Annotated in this window: 14 protein-coding genes; 11 read left to right on the top strand and 3 right to left on the bottom strand. The window is 72.0% G+C overall.

All coding sequences use genetic code 11. The features are described from left to right. Positions 1–313 precede the first annotated feature (313 nt). Complete coding sequence (locus PV364_RS38505; protein WP_319665593.1) at positions 314–2581, top strand: SpoIIE family protein phosphatase; 2268 nt, start codon at positions 314–316, stop codon at positions 2579–2581. 31 nt (positions 2582–2612) lie between these two features. Here the strand turns inward: PV364_RS38505 and PV364_RS38500 are convergent, their stop codons facing one another. Then, complete coding sequence (locus PV364_RS38500; protein WP_319665592.1) at positions 2613–2837, bottom strand: hypothetical protein; 225 nt, start codon at positions 2835–2837, stop codon at positions 2613–2615. Then, the gene (locus tag PV364_RS38495) at positions 2834–3349 is read right to left on the bottom strand and encodes a hypothetical protein (protein ID WP_319665591.1); all 516 of its coding nucleotides are present in this window, start codon (positions 3347–3349) and stop codon (positions 2834–2836) included. Before PV364_RS38495 ends, PV364_RS38500 begins: the two co-directional genes overlap by 4 nt. A 601-nt stretch (positions 3350–3950) precedes the next feature. Between PV364_RS38495 and frc the strand changes: the two genes are divergently transcribed. The 4 genes from frc (at position 3951) to PV364_RS38475 (ending at position 9124) form a co-directional block, all read left to right on the top strand. Then, positions 3951–5201: a formyl-CoA transferase gene (frc, locus tag PV364_RS38490; protein ID WP_319665590.1), complete on the top strand. Its 1251-nt coding sequence runs from the start codon at positions 3951–3953 to the stop codon at positions 5199–5201. Between the two features lie 55 nt (positions 5202–5256). Continuing rightward, positions 5257–7584: an FdhF/YdeP family oxidoreductase gene (locus PV364_RS38485; RefSeq protein WP_319665589.1), complete on the top strand. Its 2328-nt coding sequence runs from the start codon at positions 5257–5259 to the stop codon at positions 7582–7584. 4 nt (positions 7585–7588) lie between these two features. After that, a complete protein-coding gene (locus PV364_RS38480) occupies positions 7589–8137 on the top strand; it encodes a carbonic anhydrase (RefSeq protein ID WP_319665588.1) in 549 nt (182 codons plus the stop codon). 207 nt (positions 8138–8344) lie between these two features. Further along, a complete protein-coding gene (locus PV364_RS38475; protein WP_319665587.1) occupies positions 8345–9124 on the top strand; it encodes an acyl-CoA dehydrogenase family protein in 780 nt (259 codons plus the stop codon). 31 nt (positions 9125–9155) lie between these two features. On the opposite strand, the gene PV364_RS38470 is transcribed toward PV364_RS38475, so the two are convergent. Continuing rightward, on the bottom strand, positions 9156–9845 hold the full coding sequence (locus PV364_RS38470; RefSeq protein ID WP_319665586.1) for a GntR family transcriptional regulator: 690 nt from the start codon (positions 9843–9845) through the stop codon (positions 9156–9158). A 408-nt stretch (positions 9846–10253) separates the two neighbouring features. On the opposite strand from PV364_RS38470, the gene PV364_RS38465 reads away from it, so the two are divergent. The 6 genes from PV364_RS38465 to PV364_RS38440 form a co-directional block, all read left to right on the top strand. Further along, positions 10254–10739 (top strand): formate dehydrogenase subunit gamma, encoded by a 486-nt coding sequence (locus tag PV364_RS38465; protein WP_319665585.1) that lies wholly within the window; start codon positions 10254–10256, stop codon positions 10737–10739. Then, positions 10736–12352, top strand: a complete 1617-nt coding sequence (locus PV364_RS38460) for an NADH-quinone oxidoreductase subunit NuoF (RefSeq protein ID WP_319665584.1) — start codon at positions 10736–10738, stop codon at positions 12350–12352. Before PV364_RS38465 ends, PV364_RS38460 begins: the two co-directional genes overlap by 4 nt. Then, entirely contained in the window at positions 12349–15183 is a 2835-nt protein-coding gene (fdhF, locus tag PV364_RS38455) for a formate dehydrogenase subunit alpha (protein ID WP_319665583.1), read from the top strand. The genes PV364_RS38460 and fdhF overlap by 4 nt, the downstream gene beginning before the upstream one ends. A 31-nt stretch (positions 15184–15214) precedes the next feature. Further along, positions 15215–15397, top strand: a complete 183-nt coding sequence (locus PV364_RS38450; RefSeq protein ID WP_319665582.1) for a formate dehydrogenase subunit delta — start codon at positions 15215–15217, stop codon at positions 15395–15397. A 241-nt stretch (positions 15398–15638) separates the two neighbouring features. Further along, positions 15639–15842, top strand: coding sequence for a cold-shock protein (locus tag PV364_RS38445; protein WP_030069301.1), 204 nt, complete (start codon positions 15639–15641; stop codon positions 15840–15842). An 86-nt stretch (positions 15843–15928) separates the two neighbouring features. Further along, positions 15929–17395 (top strand): DEAD/DEAH box helicase (locus PV364_RS38440; RefSeq protein ID WP_319665581.1); only part of this gene is annotated, 1467 nt, incomplete at its 3' end.

Genomic DNA, 17395 nt, shown 5'->3' with positions numbered 1-17395 from the left:
TACTGAACGACCCCCGTGATCTGCGGGTTAGCCGATATCTGGGGGTATGGAGATGACGCCGGCCTGAACGGGGCCCTGCGCCTGGACGTACGATCGGTTGTCTCCGACCCAACAACCTGAGCCAGGGCCTATACGGTACAAGTCGGGCCCCCGCGAGGGCACCCGGGCGGTGGGAACTTCGGTGGGATTGCCCTCCAGTTGAGGCGATTCGAGCAGCGGCCCGGCATGGGGTGGCCCGATCGCCCGGGGTGACGAACACGGACATGTGGGTAGAAACCTCACGTACACTGCCAACGGACAGGAAACATCCGTGATGAGCAGCCGGACAGTCGCAGGCCACGACCGCGAAATCGTCCCCGCTCGTGTCCTGGGCGGCGATCTGGCGGCGGTGCTCTACCGCGCGCTCCGCGAAGCCGTGGACCGGTTGGAGGCCATCGCGGCCGCCGTGTACTTCCTGGACGAGGACAGCGGCGAACTCAAGGCGGCCATGATCGGCGGCTGCTCACCCCCGGTGTTCACCCTCCCGGGACGCATGGCGCCGGACGCCCCCTACGCCTCCGCACGGGCCCTGGCGGCCGGCGCGGTCGTGGTCCTGACCGACCCGGACCCCCGGACCGACGATCTGCTGGACCTGCCGAACTACCCCTACGCCGTCGCCGCGGCCCCGCTCGTCGCCGACGGCCTGCGCCTCGGCGCGCTGGCCGTCCTCCGTCCGGAGACCCAGGGCGGTTACGACGACACCGACCGCGCGCGGCTGGCCGGGCTCGGCGACCGGCTCGCGCAGACCCTCCGCGCGCTCGCCGGGCACGGCACGGCGATCGTGCCGGGGCACATGCCTGTACTGGTCCCCATCGACCGCGTCGGTCGTGCCGAGACGGTGGACGAGGCAGCCGGCGACGTCCTGTGGGGGGTGCGCGGCGTCGCCGGATCCGCGGGCATGAGCATGATGTACCCCTTGCGGCGGCTGTCCGACATGCTCAACCAGGCCACGACCATGGAGCAGGTCGTCGGGGCGGCGCGGTTCTGCGTCATGGTCCCGTTCCAGGCCAGGGCCCTGGTGCTGGCGGCCGCCGGCCGGGGCCGGCTCTGGGTCGTCGGGCACAGCGGCGTCTCCTCGGACCTGGCCCGCACTCTCCACGGCAGCGGTCTGCACACCAGGGAGCCCGCGGCGGAGGCGGTCCGGCGGCGCGCGCTGGTCGTCTCCGGCCGCTGCACCCCTCTCGCGGCCGGACCCCTTCCCCCCGACGACGGGGCCCCCTCCGCGGCCTACCTGCCCCTCGTCGGCAACCGGCACGTCATCGACCTCCCCTACATCGGGAAGGACAACGTGGTCGGTGTGTGCTGTCTGGAGTTCGGCGGCCCCCGCCGCTTCTCGCCCGAGGAGCGGGCCGTTCTGTCGATGATGGCGGGCTCCATGGGGCCGGCCGTCGAACGGGTGGAACTGGGCCGCGAGCGGCACGCGGTCGCCGAAAGCCTGCAGAAGAGGCTGCTTCCGCCCGTGCTCTCGGAATCGCCCCAGCTGACGACCACCGCCCGCTACGAGCCCGCCACGTCCACGTCCGAGGTCGGCGGTGACTGGTACGACGTGATCGAACTGCCGGGCCGTCGTGTCGTACTGGTGGTGGGCGACGTGGAGGGCCACGGAATCGAGAGCGCGGCCCTCATGGGTCAGCTGCGCGGTGCGGTGGTGGCCTACGCGACCGAGGGACACCGGCCCGCGGCGATCATCGACCGGACCGGCGCACTGCTCGCCCGCCTGGGGACCGATCTGCTCGCCACCTGCTGCGTGGTCGCCCTCGACACCACCGACGGGGTGGCCGAGGTGGCCCTCGCGGGTCATCCGCCACCCCTCGTCATGGGGCCGGACGCGGGCGTCACCGTCCTGGAGGCGCCCCCCAACGTGCCCCTCGGTGTCCCCGTCCCCGCCTGCCGGCGCGGGCGGGAGCACACCGTCGCCCCGGGGTCGGTGCTCATGCTGTACTCGGACGGACTGGTGGACGCGCGTGCGCCGGACCCCACCGCCGCCGCGGCCACCCTGTTCCGCACCGGCGACCGCGCGGCGGGAGACAACCTCGAAGAGCTCGCCGACCGCGTCGTCGCAGGGATGCCGGGATTCCATCACCGTCGCGACGACGCGGTACTGCTCCTGGCCCGTTTCGAGGGCGCCGACGTCCGGGACGTGTCGCGGACGGGACACCTGCACCTCCAGGAGCACGACCTGCTGGGCGTCAAGGCCGCCCGGGGCTTCGTGGAGGACTCGCTGCGCGCCTGGGGCCTGGAGGAGATGTCGGAGGACCTCCAGCTCGTCGCCTCCGAGGTCGTGACCAACGCGCTCATCCACGCCGGCAGCGACGTCGACGTGCGGCTGCGCGCCTTCGGCGACAACATCCGCATGGAGGTCCGGGACTCCGACAGCGACCCGCCCGTGCCCTCGGCGTTCTCCCTGACCGAGGAGGGCAGTTCCCAGGCGGAGTCCGGACGGGGCCTCTACCTGGTGGACGCCCTCACCAGCGCGTGGAACAGCTCCCCGAACGGGCGCGGCAAGACGGTCTGGCTGGAGATGGCGATCCCGGGAAACTGAGGCGGCCGCCGCGCCGCGGCCGATCCGGCGGTCAGCGGCGGGCGGCGCACGGCGGGTCGTAGGGCAGGTCCGGGGAGACGTACTGCCGCCACAGCCAGGGGGTCGGCGCGCTGCCGGTGGCCGCGCACAGCACGGCGCGGGCGCGGCCCCTGTCGGTCTGCCACAGCCGTACGGAGCCGTCGGCGCCGCCGGTGGTCAGCACTCCCTGCGACGGGCGGAACGCCAGGATCTGGACCGAGCCCGCATGGCCGGTCACCGGCAGGCCGTAGGCGGCCGGGCGGCCGGGGCCGGTGGTGTCCCGCAGCCGGATCCGCCCGACGGCGTCGCCGCTCGCGAGCAGCCGTCCCGCGGCGCGAAGCCGACACCGGTGACCATGCCGCCCCAGACCATCGGGCGGCCGACGGCGAGCGCGAAGACCACCCGCAGGGTGGGGGAGCCGCCGCGCAGGAGGGGAGGAGTGCCGTCGCGCACGTCCCACGTGCGGACGAAGCCGAAGGCGCTGCCGCTGTACACCCGGGTTCCCGACGGCGCCGCGGCCAGCGCCTTGACCGGCAGGGTCTCACCCGGCAGTTCGCCGCCCAGGGCGACGGGACGGCCCGGGTCGGAGACGTCCCCCGCGCGCAGCCCGCCCGTGAAGCCCCCCTGCAGCACCAGCCCGGCCGCGATCAGGGTGTGCCCCCGGGCGTCGAAGGCCGGCGCCGCGACCGGCTCGGCCTGCCCGGCGGGGGCCCGGCCGCGGACCTCCACCGGCCGGGCGGCCGACGACACGTCCCGCAGCCGCTGTCCCCGGTGGCCAGCAGCGGCAAGCCGGGCCGGAAGGCCAGTGCGAGCGGGAGGTCTCCGGCGGTAGTGCCGCCGGAGACCGCCGGGGTCGTGCCGTCCGGGCTCAAGGCGACGGAGGCGACGCCCTGCTGGGTCACGGACGTCACGGTGGTCAGCCGCCGCGGACGCCGGGGGTCGGCGACGTCCCGCAACTGCACGTTGCCGCCGGCGGTGCCGCCCGGTTGCGGGACGGTGCCGAGCGCCAGGGTCCGGCCGTCGGGGCTGAAACTCGAGCTCGCCCACGTCCCCTTCGAGCCGCCGACCGGAGCGGACAGCGCCACGGGGTGCGCCGCGTCGGTGACGTCCAGGATCCGGAACCTGCCGTCCGGGCTTCCCCAGGAGAGCAGATCCCCACGGGAAACCCGGCAGGGCGGGCGAAAGGGGCGATAACGGGGGAAATCGGGTGACGGCCGACTCGGACGGGAAATCTTTCCCGGCGCCCCCTGGACATCCATCGCGGCTGCCGCGACCATGAAGACAACTCCATACGGTATGCAATCTACAGTGTGGAGCCGCTCAGTCAGTCGGTCGATCGGTGGACGCGTGAATGGGGGCAGCTGTGAGCAGGGCTCTTGAGGGTGTTCGTGTGCTGGACATGACGCATGTGCAGTCGGGGCCGTCGGCGACGCAGTTGCTGGCGTGGCTGGGTGCGGACGTGGTCAAGCTGGAGGCGCCGGGGGGTGACATCACCCGCGGTCAGCTGCGGGACCTGCCGGGTGTGGACAGCCTGTACTTCACGATGCTCAACGCGAACAAGCGGAGCATCACCTTGAACACCAAGACACCACGCGGCAAGGAACTGCTGACCGAGCTGATCGCCCGCAGCGACGTGATGGTGGAGAACTTCGCCCCGGGCGCGATCGACCGGATGGGCTTCACCTGGGAACACATCCGGTCCATCAACCCACGGATCGTCTACGCCTCCATCAAGGGCTTCGGCGACGGCCCCTACACCGACTTCAAGGCCTACGAGGTCGTCGCCCAGGCCATGGGCGGCTCCATGGCCACCACCGGCTTCGACGGCGGACCACCCCTTGCCACCGGCGCCCAGATCGGCGACTCCGGCACCGGCATCCACGCCGTCGCCGGCATCCTGGCCGCCCTGTTCCAACGCACCCACACCGGCCGCGGCCAACGCGTGCAGGTCGCCATGCAGCACGCCGTCCTCAACCTGTGCCGCGTCAAACTCCGCGACCAGCAACGCCTCACCCACGGCCCCCTGGCCGAATACCCCAACGCCCAGGACACCGCCTCGGCCGACGAAGTCCCCCGCTCCGGCAACGCCTCCGGCGGCGGACAACCCGGCTGGGCCGTCAAATGCGCGCCCGGCGGACCCAACGACTACGTCTACGTCATCGTCCAACCCACCGGCTGGGCCCCCATCGCCGAACTCATCGGCCGCCCCGAACTCGCCCACGACCCCGAATGGGCCACCCCCGAAGCCCGCCTCCCCAAACTCACCAAAATGTTCCAACTCATCGAGGAATGGACCACCACCCTCCCCAAATGGCAGGTCCTGCACCACCTCAACGCCCACAACATCCCCTGCGGACCCATCCTGTCCACCAAAGAGATCATCGAGGACCCCAGCCTCCGCGCCAACGACATCGTCGTGGACGTCCCCCACCCCGAACGCGGCACCTACACCACCGTCGGCAACCCGCTCAAACTCTCCGACTCACCCACCACCATCCACCGCTCCCCCCTCCTCGGCGAACACAACCACGACATCTACCACCACGAACTCGGCATCCACGAAGACGAACTACCGCAGCTCAGGGCGCAGGGCGTGATCTGACGGCCACCGCGATCCGCCGGTACCGGGGCAGCAGCAGAAAGGCACAGGCCAGACGATGAGCACGATCGAGGACCCCACCGACGACCATCTGGAGGTGACCCCGCCCAAGACCTGGGCGACCGGACTGCCCGCCGTCACGCACGCGCTCCAGTACTCCCTGGGCCAGACCACCGTCCGGCGGACGGCGCTGACCCTGCTGAACATCAACCAGGCCAAGGGCTTCGACTGCCCGGGCTGCGCCTGGCCGGAGCCGGACCCGAAGCACCGGCACCTGCAGGAGTACTGCGAGAACGGCGCCAAGCACATCAGCGACGAGGCCACCTCGCGCCGGGTCACCGCGGACTTCTTCCGCGAGCACTCGATATCCGAGCTGGACGGCAAGTCCGACTACTGGCTCAACCAGCAGGGCCGGCTCACCGAGCCCATGGTCAAGCGGCCCGGCTCGGACCACTACGAGCCGATCGGCTGGGACGGCGCCCTCGACCTGCTCGCCGGCGAACTGCGCGCACTGGACTCCCCGGACGAGGCCGTCTTCTACACCTCGGGCCGGGTCGGCAACGAGGCCGCGTTCCTCCTCCAGCTCTTCGCCCGGGCCTACGGCACCAACAACCTGCCCGACTGCAGCAACATGTGCCACGAGTCCAGCGGCTCCGCGCTCAACGAGACCCTGGGCATCGGCAAGGGCAGCGTGTCCCTCGACGACATCCACCGCAGCGACCTGGTCCTCGTCGTGGGCCAGAACCCGGGCACCAACCACCCCCGGATGCTCTCCGCGCTGGAGGAGACCAAGCGCGCCGGCGGCCAGGTCGTCGCCGTCAACCCGCTGCCCGAGGCCGGGCTGATGCGGTTCAAGCACCCCCAGAAGGCGCGCGGCATCGTCGGGCGCGGGACGACGGTCGCCGACCAGTTCCTGCAGATCCGGCCCGGCGGCGACCTCGCCCTGTTCCAGGCGCTGAACCTGCTGCTGCTGGAGGCCGAGGACGCCGCGCCGGGGACCGTGCTGGACCACGAGTTCATCGACACCCACTCCACCGGTTTCGCCGAGTTCGCCCGGCACGCCCGCAAGACCGACTGGGACGACGTCCGCAAGGCCACCGGGCTGACCCGCGAGGAGATCGAGCAGCTGCACGAGCGGGTGCTGCGCAGCCGCAGCGTCATCGTCTGCTGGGCGATGGGCCTGACCCAGCACAAGCACGGCGTGCCCACCATCCGCGAGGTCGTCAACTTCCTGATGCTGCGCGGGAACATCGGCAGGCCGGGAGCGGGCGTGTGCCCCGTGCGCGGCCACAGCAATGTGCAGGGCGACCGCACCATGGGGATCTGGGAGCGGATGCCGCAGGCGTTCCTGGACGCGCTGGAGCGGGAGTTCGGCTTCACCCCGCCCACCCGGCACGGCTGGGACACCGTGGACTCCATCAGGGCCATGCGCGACGGCCGGGCCAGGGTCTTCGTGGGCGTCGCGGGCAACTTCGTCCGGGCCGCCCCCGACAGCGACCTGACCGAGGCTGCGCTGCGGACGTGCCGGCTCACCGCGCACATCTCGACCAAACTCAACCGCTCCCACACGGTCTGCGGCGACACGGCGCTGATCCTGCCGACGCTCGGCCGCAGCGACCGGGACGTCCAGGGCGGCGTCGAGCAGTTCGTCACCGTCGAGGACTCGATGAGCCAGGTGCACGCCTCGCGCGGCCGGCTGGAGCCCGCCTCCGGCACGCTGCTCAGCGAGGTGGCGATCATCTCCCGGCTGGCCGCCCGGACCCTCGGCGACTCCCCGTCCCTGCCCTGGGCGGCGTTCGAGGCGGACTACGGCGCCGTCCGGGACCGGATCTCCCGGGTCGTGCCCGGCTTCCACGACTACAACGCACGGGCGGCCGAGCCGGGCGGCTTCCTGCTGCCGAACCCGGTCAACCACGGGACGTTCCCCACCCCGAGCGGCAAGGCGGTCTTCACGTGCAACGACTTCACCATGGTCCAGGCCCCCGAGCGGCACCTCGTCCTGCAGACGCTGCGCTCGCACGACCAATGGAACACCGTCCCGTACGCGATGAACGACCGCTACCGAGGCATCCACGCAGGCCGCCGCGTCGTCCTGGTGAACCCCGTCGACCTGGAGGCCCTCGGCCTCGCCGACCGTGACCGCGTCGACCTGGTGAGCGTGTGGCACGACGGGGTGGAACGCCGCGCCCGGGACTTCCGGGTGGTCCCCTACCCCACGACCCCGGGATCCGCCGCGGCGTACTACCCGGAGACCAACGTCCTGGTGCCGCTGGACAGCGTGGCCGACATCAGCAACACCCCGACATCGAAGGGAGTCGTGGTCCGGCTCGAACCGTCGGGTACCGCGGCACGGGTCCCTTCGCCTCCGCCCACCGGAATGAGGTAGCCCCATGCCGACGTCGACGCACGGCCCCGCGCGGACCGGTACGCAGACGGTCATCGACCGCCTCGTGGAGTCCAACCGGAAGTACGCCGAGGGATTCACCGATCCGGGCATGGGGGCCCGCCCCGTCCTGGGGGTGGCCGTCGTGGCCTGCATGGACGCGCGCATCGATCTGCACGCCGCCCTCGGCCTCGAACTGGGCGACTGCCACACCATCCGCAACGCGGGCGGTGTCGTCACCGACGACGCGATCCGCTCACTGACGATCAGTCAGCGGGCGCTCGGCACCCGCAGCGTGGTACTCGTCCACCACACCGGCTGCGGCCTGGAGAGCCTGACCGAGGACTTCCGCCACGAACTGGAGCGGGAGGTCGGGCAGCGTCCCGCCTGGGCCGTGGAGGCGTTCCAGGATGTCGACCAGGACGTCCGGCAGTCGATGCGGCGGGTGCGCACGTCGCCGTTCCTGCCGCACACCGGCGACGTGCGCGGCTTTGTGTTCGACGTGACGACGGGGCTGCTGCGGGAGATCGACCCCGGGGCCGACGCGCAGCCCTGACCGGACGTGCGCGCGGGCCTGCGGACGGCAACCGGCCGGGGCCTGCGGGACGGCAGCCCCGGCAGACGGCCGGCGCGCACGGCGGCGGGGCCGGCCGGCGCGGGTGATCGCCCGCGCGGACCGGCCCCGTACGCCCAGGAACCACGACTCTCCCGCACTCCCACCGGCCGACAGCGGACCGGTCACCACTCCCGAGGGGAGCACCCCGTGTCGTACCACGCCGCTTTCTCCTACGTCCTGAGCAGCGTCATCGAACCCTCCGCCGAGCGGACCGGCGGCGAAGGGAGGTTCCCGCGCGCCTCGGTGACGGCCCTCGGCCGGGCCGGGCTGCTCGGACTCACCGTCGCCGCGGACCTCGGCGGCGGCGGGCTGGGCCTGCCGGACGCCGCCGAGGTGGTGGCCAGGACCGCCGGTGCCTGCCCGGCCACCGCGGCCGTGCTCCAGTCGCACTACGCGGCGGTCGCCGTCATCGAGGCGTACGGCAGCCCCTGGCTCCGGGGCGAGATCGCCGCCGGCCGCCACCTGGGCAGCCTCGCCCTGACCGAAGGCGTCCCCGGGGAGTGGGCTCCGCTCTCCACGGCCTCCCGCACCGGCGACGTGGTCGCCCTGCGGGCCCGCAAGCGTGAGGTGGTCTCCGCGGGGGAGGCCGACAGCTACGTCTGGTCGTCCCGGCCGCTCGCCGCGGAGGACGGCCTGACGCTGTGGACGGTCCCCGCGCACGCGCCCGACCTGTTCGTCCCCGCCCGGACGGACGGGACGGGACCGTACGGCAGTGCCACCTCGACCGTGGCCGCCGACCCGGTCCTGGTCCCCGCCGATGCGATGCTGGGGGAGGACGGGGAAGGGCTCGGCATCGTGCTGCGCACCGTCGTGCCGTGGCTGCTGGAACTGCGGGCCGCCATCGGCACGGACGCCGTCCACCCCTCGGTGGCCGTCGCCTCCCGGGACTGCGCCGACCGTCCCGTCGGCTCCCTCGCGTCGTCCTGAACCGGGGGCCGCGGTGTGCGGGTGACCGCGGTCAGCCCTCCCGGCCGGCCTTCGCGGCGACCGCCGTGCGGTACTCGCCGGTGCGCATGGTGTGCTTGCGCATGATCTCGCTCGCGCGGCCGGCGTCGCCCTTGGCGATGGCCCTGATGAGCTGCGCGTGCTCGTTCCAGGCCTCCTTGCCGCGGGGCTTGGCGATGGGCGTGTAGTACCAGCGCACCTTCCGGCTCACCTGCGAGATGAGTTCGGCCAGTACGGCATTGCCCGCCACGGAGGTGATGAAGGCGTGCAGCGCGATGTTGGCCGTGACCAGACGCTCGACGTCGCCGCCGGCGAGGGCGTCGACGCCGTCCTGGTGCAGCTCCCAGAGACGTTCGACGTCGGCGGGTGTGGCGTTCCGGGCGGCGAGTTCGGCCGAGTAGGTCTCCAGGACGGCGCGGACGCTGAGGAGTTGGGCGGCTTCTTCCTGGGTGGGGGCGTGGACGAAGGCGCCTTGGGCGGGGCGGAGGTCGACCCAGCCGTCGGTCTGGAGGCGTTGGAGGGCTTCGCGTACGGGTTGGCGGCTGACGCCGAGGTGTTCGGCGAGTTCGGCCTCGACCAGGTGCTGGCCGGGGGTGAGCGTGCCGTTGATGATGAGCTCGATCAGCGCGTCGTGGACGGCCTGGCGCAGCGGTGCAGGGCGGGCGACGCGGTGGGTGGCCGCCGCCGTCAGGGCCTCGCGCATCGTTTCCCCGTTCTGCCGGCGAGCCTGATGGGCCGACGGCTCTGCCAGCGGATTCCGCCGAGAAGCGATGACGGCGGCAACGCCTCAGTATACAGGTTTTGGTATGCAACATGGCATCTGCCGCCGGTGTGCGGCGGCGTGCCGGTGGCGGGTGCGGCCGCGTCGGCGGTCGCTCCATCGGGCCGACAAAAGTGCGACGGCATTCTGTATGCAGAAGCTTGTATGCGTTATTGTCCTAGGAGTACCGCCAGCACCGCCTGAAAACCGAAGCGGCTCTGTACGTCGGTCACGGACCCCGCGCATCCGCAGGAGAGGTCAAGGGGCCCGAATGTGTGTGTACCGAAGGTGTCGGACGGCAGTTGAACATCCCGCGTCCGGTTTCCCGCGCGCCACGAAGGCGGAGCGGTCATGACGCCGGGGAGCGCGGGAGGTACGGCCGCGTCCGTCGAGCAGGTGGTCCGGACGGTCGCGGCCGACCACCGGGAGCACAGGGGGCCGCTGCTGCCCATACTGCACGCCGTCCAGGCCGAGTTGGGCTGCGTGCCGCAGGAGGCCGTGGCGGTGCTCGCGGACGAGCTCAACCTCTCCCGGGCGGACGTCCACGGAGTGGTGACCTTCTACCACGACTTCCGCCGTGAGCCCGCGGGGCGGACCACCGTGCGGATCTGCCGCGCCGAGGCGTGCCAGGCCCTGGGCGCCGAGGACCTGATGGACTACGCCCGTGAAGCCGGGCTGCAGCCGGGCGGCACGACCGCCGACGGCTCGGTGACCGTCGAGCAGGTCTTCTGCCTCGGCAACTGCGCCCTGGGACCCTCCGCCGAGGTGAACGGCCGGCTGTACGGACGAGTGGACACCGCCCGGCTGGGCGCGATCCTCAAGGGGACGGTCTCATGACACAGCACTCATCGGACTCCGCCGTGACGGTGTACGTCCCGCGCGACTCGGCCGCCAGGTCCGTCGGCGCGGACGAGGTCGCGGACGCGCTGCGCCAGGCCGCCGCCGACCGCGAACTGCCCGTGGAGGTGGTGCGCAACGGCTCGCGCGGCATGCTCTGGCTGGAGCCGCTGGTCGAGGTGGTCACACCCGCCGGCCGCGTCGGCTACGGGCCGATCGCCCCCTCCGACGTCGAGAGCCTGCTGAGCGCGGGCATGCTGGAGGGCGCCGACCATCCGCTGCGTCTCGGCATCGTCGACGAACTGCCCTGGCTGGCCCGGCAGACGCGGGTCACCTTCGCCAGGATCGGCGTGACCGACCCCCTGTCCGCCGAGGACTACCTCGCGCACGGCGGACTGGAAGGGCTGCGCGCGGCGCTGGCACTGGCCCCCGAGGACGTGGTCACCGAGGTCACCGACTCCGGGCTGCGCGGCCGCGGCGGCGCGGGATTCCCCGCCGGTATCAAGTGGAAGACCGTCCTCGGCTGCGACGACGAGCTGAAGTTCGTCTGCTGCAACGCCGACGAGGGCGACAGCGGCACCTTCGCCGACCGCATGGTCATGGAGGGCGACCCGTTCATGCTCATCGAGGGCATGACGATCGCCGCGCACGCCGTCGGCGCGCGCGAGGGCTACCTCTACATCCGCTCGGAGTACCCCGACGCGGTGGCCACGGTGCGCGCGGCCATCGACATCGCGCGCGAGCGGGGATGGCTCGGCAAGGGCATCCTCGGCTCCTCGCTCGACTTCGACCTGCACGTGCGGGTCGGCGCGGGCGCGTACATCTGCGGCGAGGAGACCTCGATGCTGGAGAGCCTGGAGGGCAAGCGCGGCACCGTCCGCGCCAAGCCGCCGATCCCGGCGATCGAGGGCCTGTTCGGCAAGCCGACCGTCGTCAACAACGTCCTCACCCTCGCCACCGTCCCCGTCGTCCTGTCGCACGGCGCGAAGGCGTACCAGGAACTCGGCGTCGACCGGTCGCGCGGCACCCAGGTGTTCCAGCTCGGCGGCAACATCGCGCGCGGCGGCATCGTGGAGACCGCCTTCGGCATCACCCTGCGCGAGCTCGTCGAGGACTACGGCGGCGGGACGTTCTCCGGGCGCCCGGTGCGCACCGTGCAGGTCGGCGGGCCGCTCGGCGCCTACCTGCCGGCGACGATGTTCGACCTGCCGATGGACTACGAGGCCTTCGCGGCGGCCGGCGCCATGCTGGGCCACGGCGGCATCGTGGTCTTCGACGACAGTGTCGACATGGCCGCGCAGGCCCGCTTCGCGATGGAGTTCTGCGCCGAGGAGTCCTGCGGCAAGTGCACCCCCTGCCGGGTGGGCTCGGTCCGCGGCGTCGAAGTGATCGACAAGATCGTGGCCGGTCAGCAGCGGGACGAGAACCTCGCCCTGCTGGAGGACCTGTGCGAGCTGATGACCGATGGCTCGCTGTGCGCGATGGGCGGCCTGACGCCCATGCCGGTGCGCAGCGCCATCGCCCATTTCCCCGACGACTTCCTCGCGCGTGACGCCGGCCCGGGGAGCCGGCACCGGCAGTCCAGTGGGGCCAGGACGGAGGGCACGGCATGACACTTCTCAAGGAACCCGACTTCGGCACACCCGAGCGGCCCGGCGCGGCGACGGTGTCGGTGGAGGTCGACGGGCTGCCGGTGGCGGTGCCGGAGGGCACCTCGGTGATGCGCGCCGCCGCGCTCGCCGGCATCGACATCCCCAAACTCTGCGCCACCGACAGCCTGGAGCCGTTCGGCTCCTGCCGGCTGTGCGTGGTGGAGATCGACGGCCGCCGGGGCACGCCCGCGTCCTGCACCACGCCGGTGGCGGACGGGATGAAGGTGAGCACCCAGACCCCGAAGGTGGAGAAGCTCCGCCAGGGCGTCATGGAGCTCTACATCTCCGACCACCCGCTGGACTGCCTCACCTGCCCGGCCAACGGCGACTGCGAACTGCAGGACATGGCCGGCGTGGTCGGACTGCGGCAGGTCCGCTACGGCTACGAGGGCGAGAACCACCTCGACGCCGAGAAGGACACCTCCAACCCGTACTTCGACTTCGACGCGTCCAAGTGCATCGCCTGCTCCCGCTGCGTCCGCGCCTGCGGCGAGGTGCAGGGCACCTTCGCGCTGACCATCGAGGGGCGCGGCTTCGACTCCAAGGTCTCCGCGGGCGCGGGCGAGACCTTCATGGAGTCCGAGTGCGTCTCCTGCGGGGCCTGCGTGCAGGCCTGCCCGACCTCCACCCTCCAGGAGAAGTCGGTGGTCGAACTCGGCATGCCGACCCGGTCGGTGGTCACCACCTGCGCGTACTGCGGCGTCGGCTGCTCGTTCAAGGCGGAGCTGCGCGGCGACGAACTGGTGCGGATGGTCCCGTACAAGGACGGCGGGGCGAACGAGGGCCACTCCTGCGTGAAGGGCCGCTTCGCCTTCGGATACGCCTCGCACCCGGACCGGGTGCTCAAGCCCATGGTGCGCGAGAGGATCACCGACCCGTGGCGGGAGGTCGAGTGGGACGAGGCGATCGGCACCGTCGCCCGCCGGATGCGCGAGCTCCAGCAGCGGTACGGACCGGGCTCGATCGGCGCCATCACCTCCTCGCGCTGCACCAACGAGGAGGTCTACGTCGTCCAGAAGATGGTGCGCGCCGCCTTCGGCAACAACAACGTCGACACCTGCGCCCGGGTCTGCCACTCCCCGACGGGGTACGGGCTCAAGCAGACCTTCGGCGAGTCGGCGGGCACCCAGGACTTCCGCTCGGTGGCCGAAGCCGACGTGATCATGGTGATCGGCGCCAACCCCACCGACGGCCACCCGGTGTTCGCCTCGCGGATGAAGCGCCGGCTGCGCGAGGGCGCGAAGCTCATCGTGGTCGACCCGCGCCGCATCGACCTGGTGCGCTCCCCGCACATCGAGGCCGAGCACCACCTCCAGCTCAGGCCGAGCACGAACGTGGCCGTCGTCAACGCCATGGCGCACGTGGTGGTGACCGAGGGCCTGGTCGACCGGGCCTTCGTGGACGAGCGCTGCGAGGACTTCGACGCGTGGGCGGAGTTCATCGCCCGCCCGGAGAACAGCCCGGAGGCGGCCGAGGAGATCTGCGGCGTGCCGGCGGAGGAACTGCGCGCCGCGGCGCGGCTGTACGCGCAGGCGCCCAACGGGGCCATCTACTACGGTCTCGGTGTCACCGAGCACAGCCAGGGCTCGACCATGGTCATGGGGATGGCCAACCTCGCGATGGCGTGCGGCAACCTCGGCCGCGACGGCGTCGGCGTGAACCCGCTGCGCGGCCAGAACAACGTGCAGGGCTCCTGCGACATGGGCTCGTTCCCGCACGAACTGCCCGGCTACCGGCACGTCTCCGACGACGCGGTGCGCAAGGTGTTCGAGAACCTGTGGGGCGGCACCCTGCTCGCCGAGCCCGGGCTGCGGATTCCCAACATGTTCGACGCGGCGATCGACGGCACCTTCCGCGGCCTGTTCGTCCACGGCGAGGACATCGCCCAGTCCGACCCCAACCTGAAGCACGTCACGGCCGCGCTGGAGGCCATGGAACTGGTCGTCGTCCAGGACCTGTTCCTCAACGAGACGGCCAAGTTCGCGCACGTCTTCCTGCCCGGCGCCTCCTTCCTGGAGAAGGACGGCACCTTCACCAACGCCGAACGCCGGATCAACCGGGTGCGCGCGGTGATGAAGCCGAAGACGGGCAAGCACGAGTGGCAGATCGTGAGCGAGATCGCCACGGCCATGGGCTACCCCATGGCGTACGACCACCCGAGCCGGATCATGGACGAGATCGCCGCGGTGACGCCCACCTTCACCGGTGTCTCCTTCGAGGTGCTGGACAAGCTCGGCAGCGTCCAGTGGCCGTGCAACGAGGCGGCCCCGGAAGGCACGCCGATCATGCACGTGGACGAGTTCGTCCGGGGCAAGGGCAGGTTCGTGGTCACCACCTTCGTGCCGACGAGCGAGCGCAGCACCCGGCGCTTCCCGCTGGTCCTGACCACGGGCCGGATCCTGAGCCAGTACAACGTCGGGGCGCAGACCCGCCGCACCGGCAACGTCGCCTGGCACCCCGAGGACGTCCTGGAACTGCACCCGCACGACGCCGAGGTCCGCGGCATCACCGACGGCGACATGGTGACGCTGGCCAGCCGTGTGGGGCAGACGACACTGCGTGCGGAGATCTCCGACCGCATGCCGACCGGGGTCGTCTACACCACGTTCCACCACCCGGTGACCGGCGCCAACGTGGTGACCACCGAGAACTCGGACTGGGCGACCAACTGCCCGGAGTACAAGGTGACCGCCGTGCAGGTGGGGCTGGCGCGGCCGCCGCGGTCCGAGTCCGCCGGGGACGCCGGGCAGGCCGAGCCCGCCGGGCCCGGCCTGCTCACGGTGGGGGACTGAGATGGCGGCGGGAGTGCCGTCGGAGCGACGGATGGCCAACGACATCGCCGCGAACCTCGTGCACCTGCCGGGTGCGCAGGCCGCCGAGGCCGTCGCGGGCCACATCGGCAGGTTCTGGGACCCGCGCATGCGCGCCCGGCTCTTCCGTTGCGTCGACACCGGCGCGGAGGGCCTGGACCCCCTGGTGGTGGCCGCGGTGCGGCTGCTGCGCTGACCGTGCGGGGCCGGTCCGGACCCGGACCGGCCCCCGCACCGGCGGCCGCTGTGGGCGGGCTCACAGGCGGCGGGCACCGGGGGAGCGGCGGGCCGGTGACCGCGCTGTGCTAGGGTTCTCGAAGTTGCAGTTGTGGTACCCATGGATCTATGTGCGCCTGACGGGAAACTTCTCCTTCAGGCGCATTATTTGTTCTACCGGCATCTCCGGATGGGGCCTCTGCCTACAGAAGGAGAGCGTCATGGCACAGGGAACCGTGAAGTGGTTCAACGCCGAAAAGGGTTTCGGCTTCATTGAGCAGGACGGCGGCGGCCCCGACGTCTTCGCCCACTACTCGAACATCGCGACCCAGGGCTTCCGTGAGCTCCAGGAGGGCCAGCGGGTCTCGTTCGACGTCACGCAGGGCCAGAAGGGCCCGCAGGCGGAGAACATCGTCCCCGCCTGATCGCCGGACGCGTATCTGTTCACCGGGGTCCGCACCGTTTCGGTGCGGACCCCGGTTTGCGCTGGTTCCAGGAAGGCAGTAACCGCATGTCCCGCAGGCCCCAGAAGCCGACCCGGCGCACGTCGTCGCCCGCACCGTCCGCGGCGCCGCCGCGCGAGTTCCGGCTGCCGGAGAGCACGACGCCCGCGCTTCCCCCCGTCGAGGACTTCGCGGCCCTCGACATGCCCGCGGGGCTGCTGAAGACCCTCACCGCGCAGGGCGTGACCGACCCCTTCCCCATCCAGGCCGCCACGCTGCCCAACTCGCTCGCCGGCCGCGACCTGCTCGGACGCGGACGCACCGGCTCCGGCAAGACCCTCGCCTTCGGGCTCGCGCTGCTGGCCCGTACGGCCGGACTGCGCGCGGAGCCCAAGGCACCGCTCGCCCTGGTCCTGGTGCCCACCCGTGAGCTCGCCCAGCAGGTGACGGACGCGCTGACCCCGTACGCGACGGCCGTGAACCTCCGGCTGACCACGGTGGTCGGCGGGCTGTCCATGACCAAGCAGGCCGCCACGCTCAAGCGCGGCGTCGAGGTCCTCGTGGCCACCCCCGGCCGGCTCAACGACCTGGTGGAGCAGGGCGCCTGCCTGCTCGGGGACGTCCGCATCACGGTGCTGGACGAGGCCGACCAGATGACCGACATGGGCTTCATGCCGCAGATCACCAAGCTGATCGAGCGCGTGCGGCCCGACGGGCAGCGGATGCTGTTCTCGGCCACCCTGGACGGCAACATCGACCGGCTGGTGCAGCGGTTCCTGACCGACCCCGTGGTGCACTCCGTGGACCCGTCCGCGGGCGCGGTGACCACCATGGAGCACCACGTGCTCCACGTCCTGGACGAGACCGACAAGAAGGCCGTCACCACGCGCATCGCGGCACGCGACGGCCGGGTCATCCTCTTCATCGACACCAAGAGGGCCGCCGACCGGCTCGCCAAGCGGCTCCTGTCCGTCGGCGTCCGCGCGGCGGCACTGCACGGCGGGCGCTCCCAGCCGCAGCGCAACCGCACCCTGGAGCAGTTCAAGACCGGTCTGGTCACCGCGCTGGTCGCCACGAACGTCGCGGCCCGCGGCATACACGTCGACGACCTCGACCTGGTCGTGAACGTCGATCCCCCGACCGACCACAAGGACTACCTCCACCGGGGCGGCCGCACGGCCCGCGCCGGCGGCTCCGGCAGCGTGGTCACGCTGGTCCTGCCCGAGCAGAAGCGGGACGTCACCCGGCTGATGTCGGACGCGGGCATCCGCCCCCGTACGGCACGGGTGACCTCCGGCGACGCGGCACTGGCCACCATCACCGGTGCCCGTGAGCCGTCCGGCGTGGCCATCACCATCGAGGTGCCGCAGCCGGCCGCTCCGGCCCCGCGCACCTCCGAGCCCGGCAAGCGGCCCAGCCGCCGGCGCCGCAGCGGTGGCGGCACGACCGCCGCCGGGACCGGCACGGGCACCGGCGGCGGTCAGGGTACGGACCGCCGCGCCGCGGCCGGCTCCGGCCGCCGCACGGCGTCCCGC

The organism is Streptomyces sp. MI02-7b (genome assembly GCF_033793585.1).
GTDB lineage: Bacteria > Actinomycetota > Actinomycetes > Streptomycetales > Streptomycetaceae > Actinacidiphila.
This window is presented reverse-complemented; position numbering and strand designations above follow the sequence as displayed.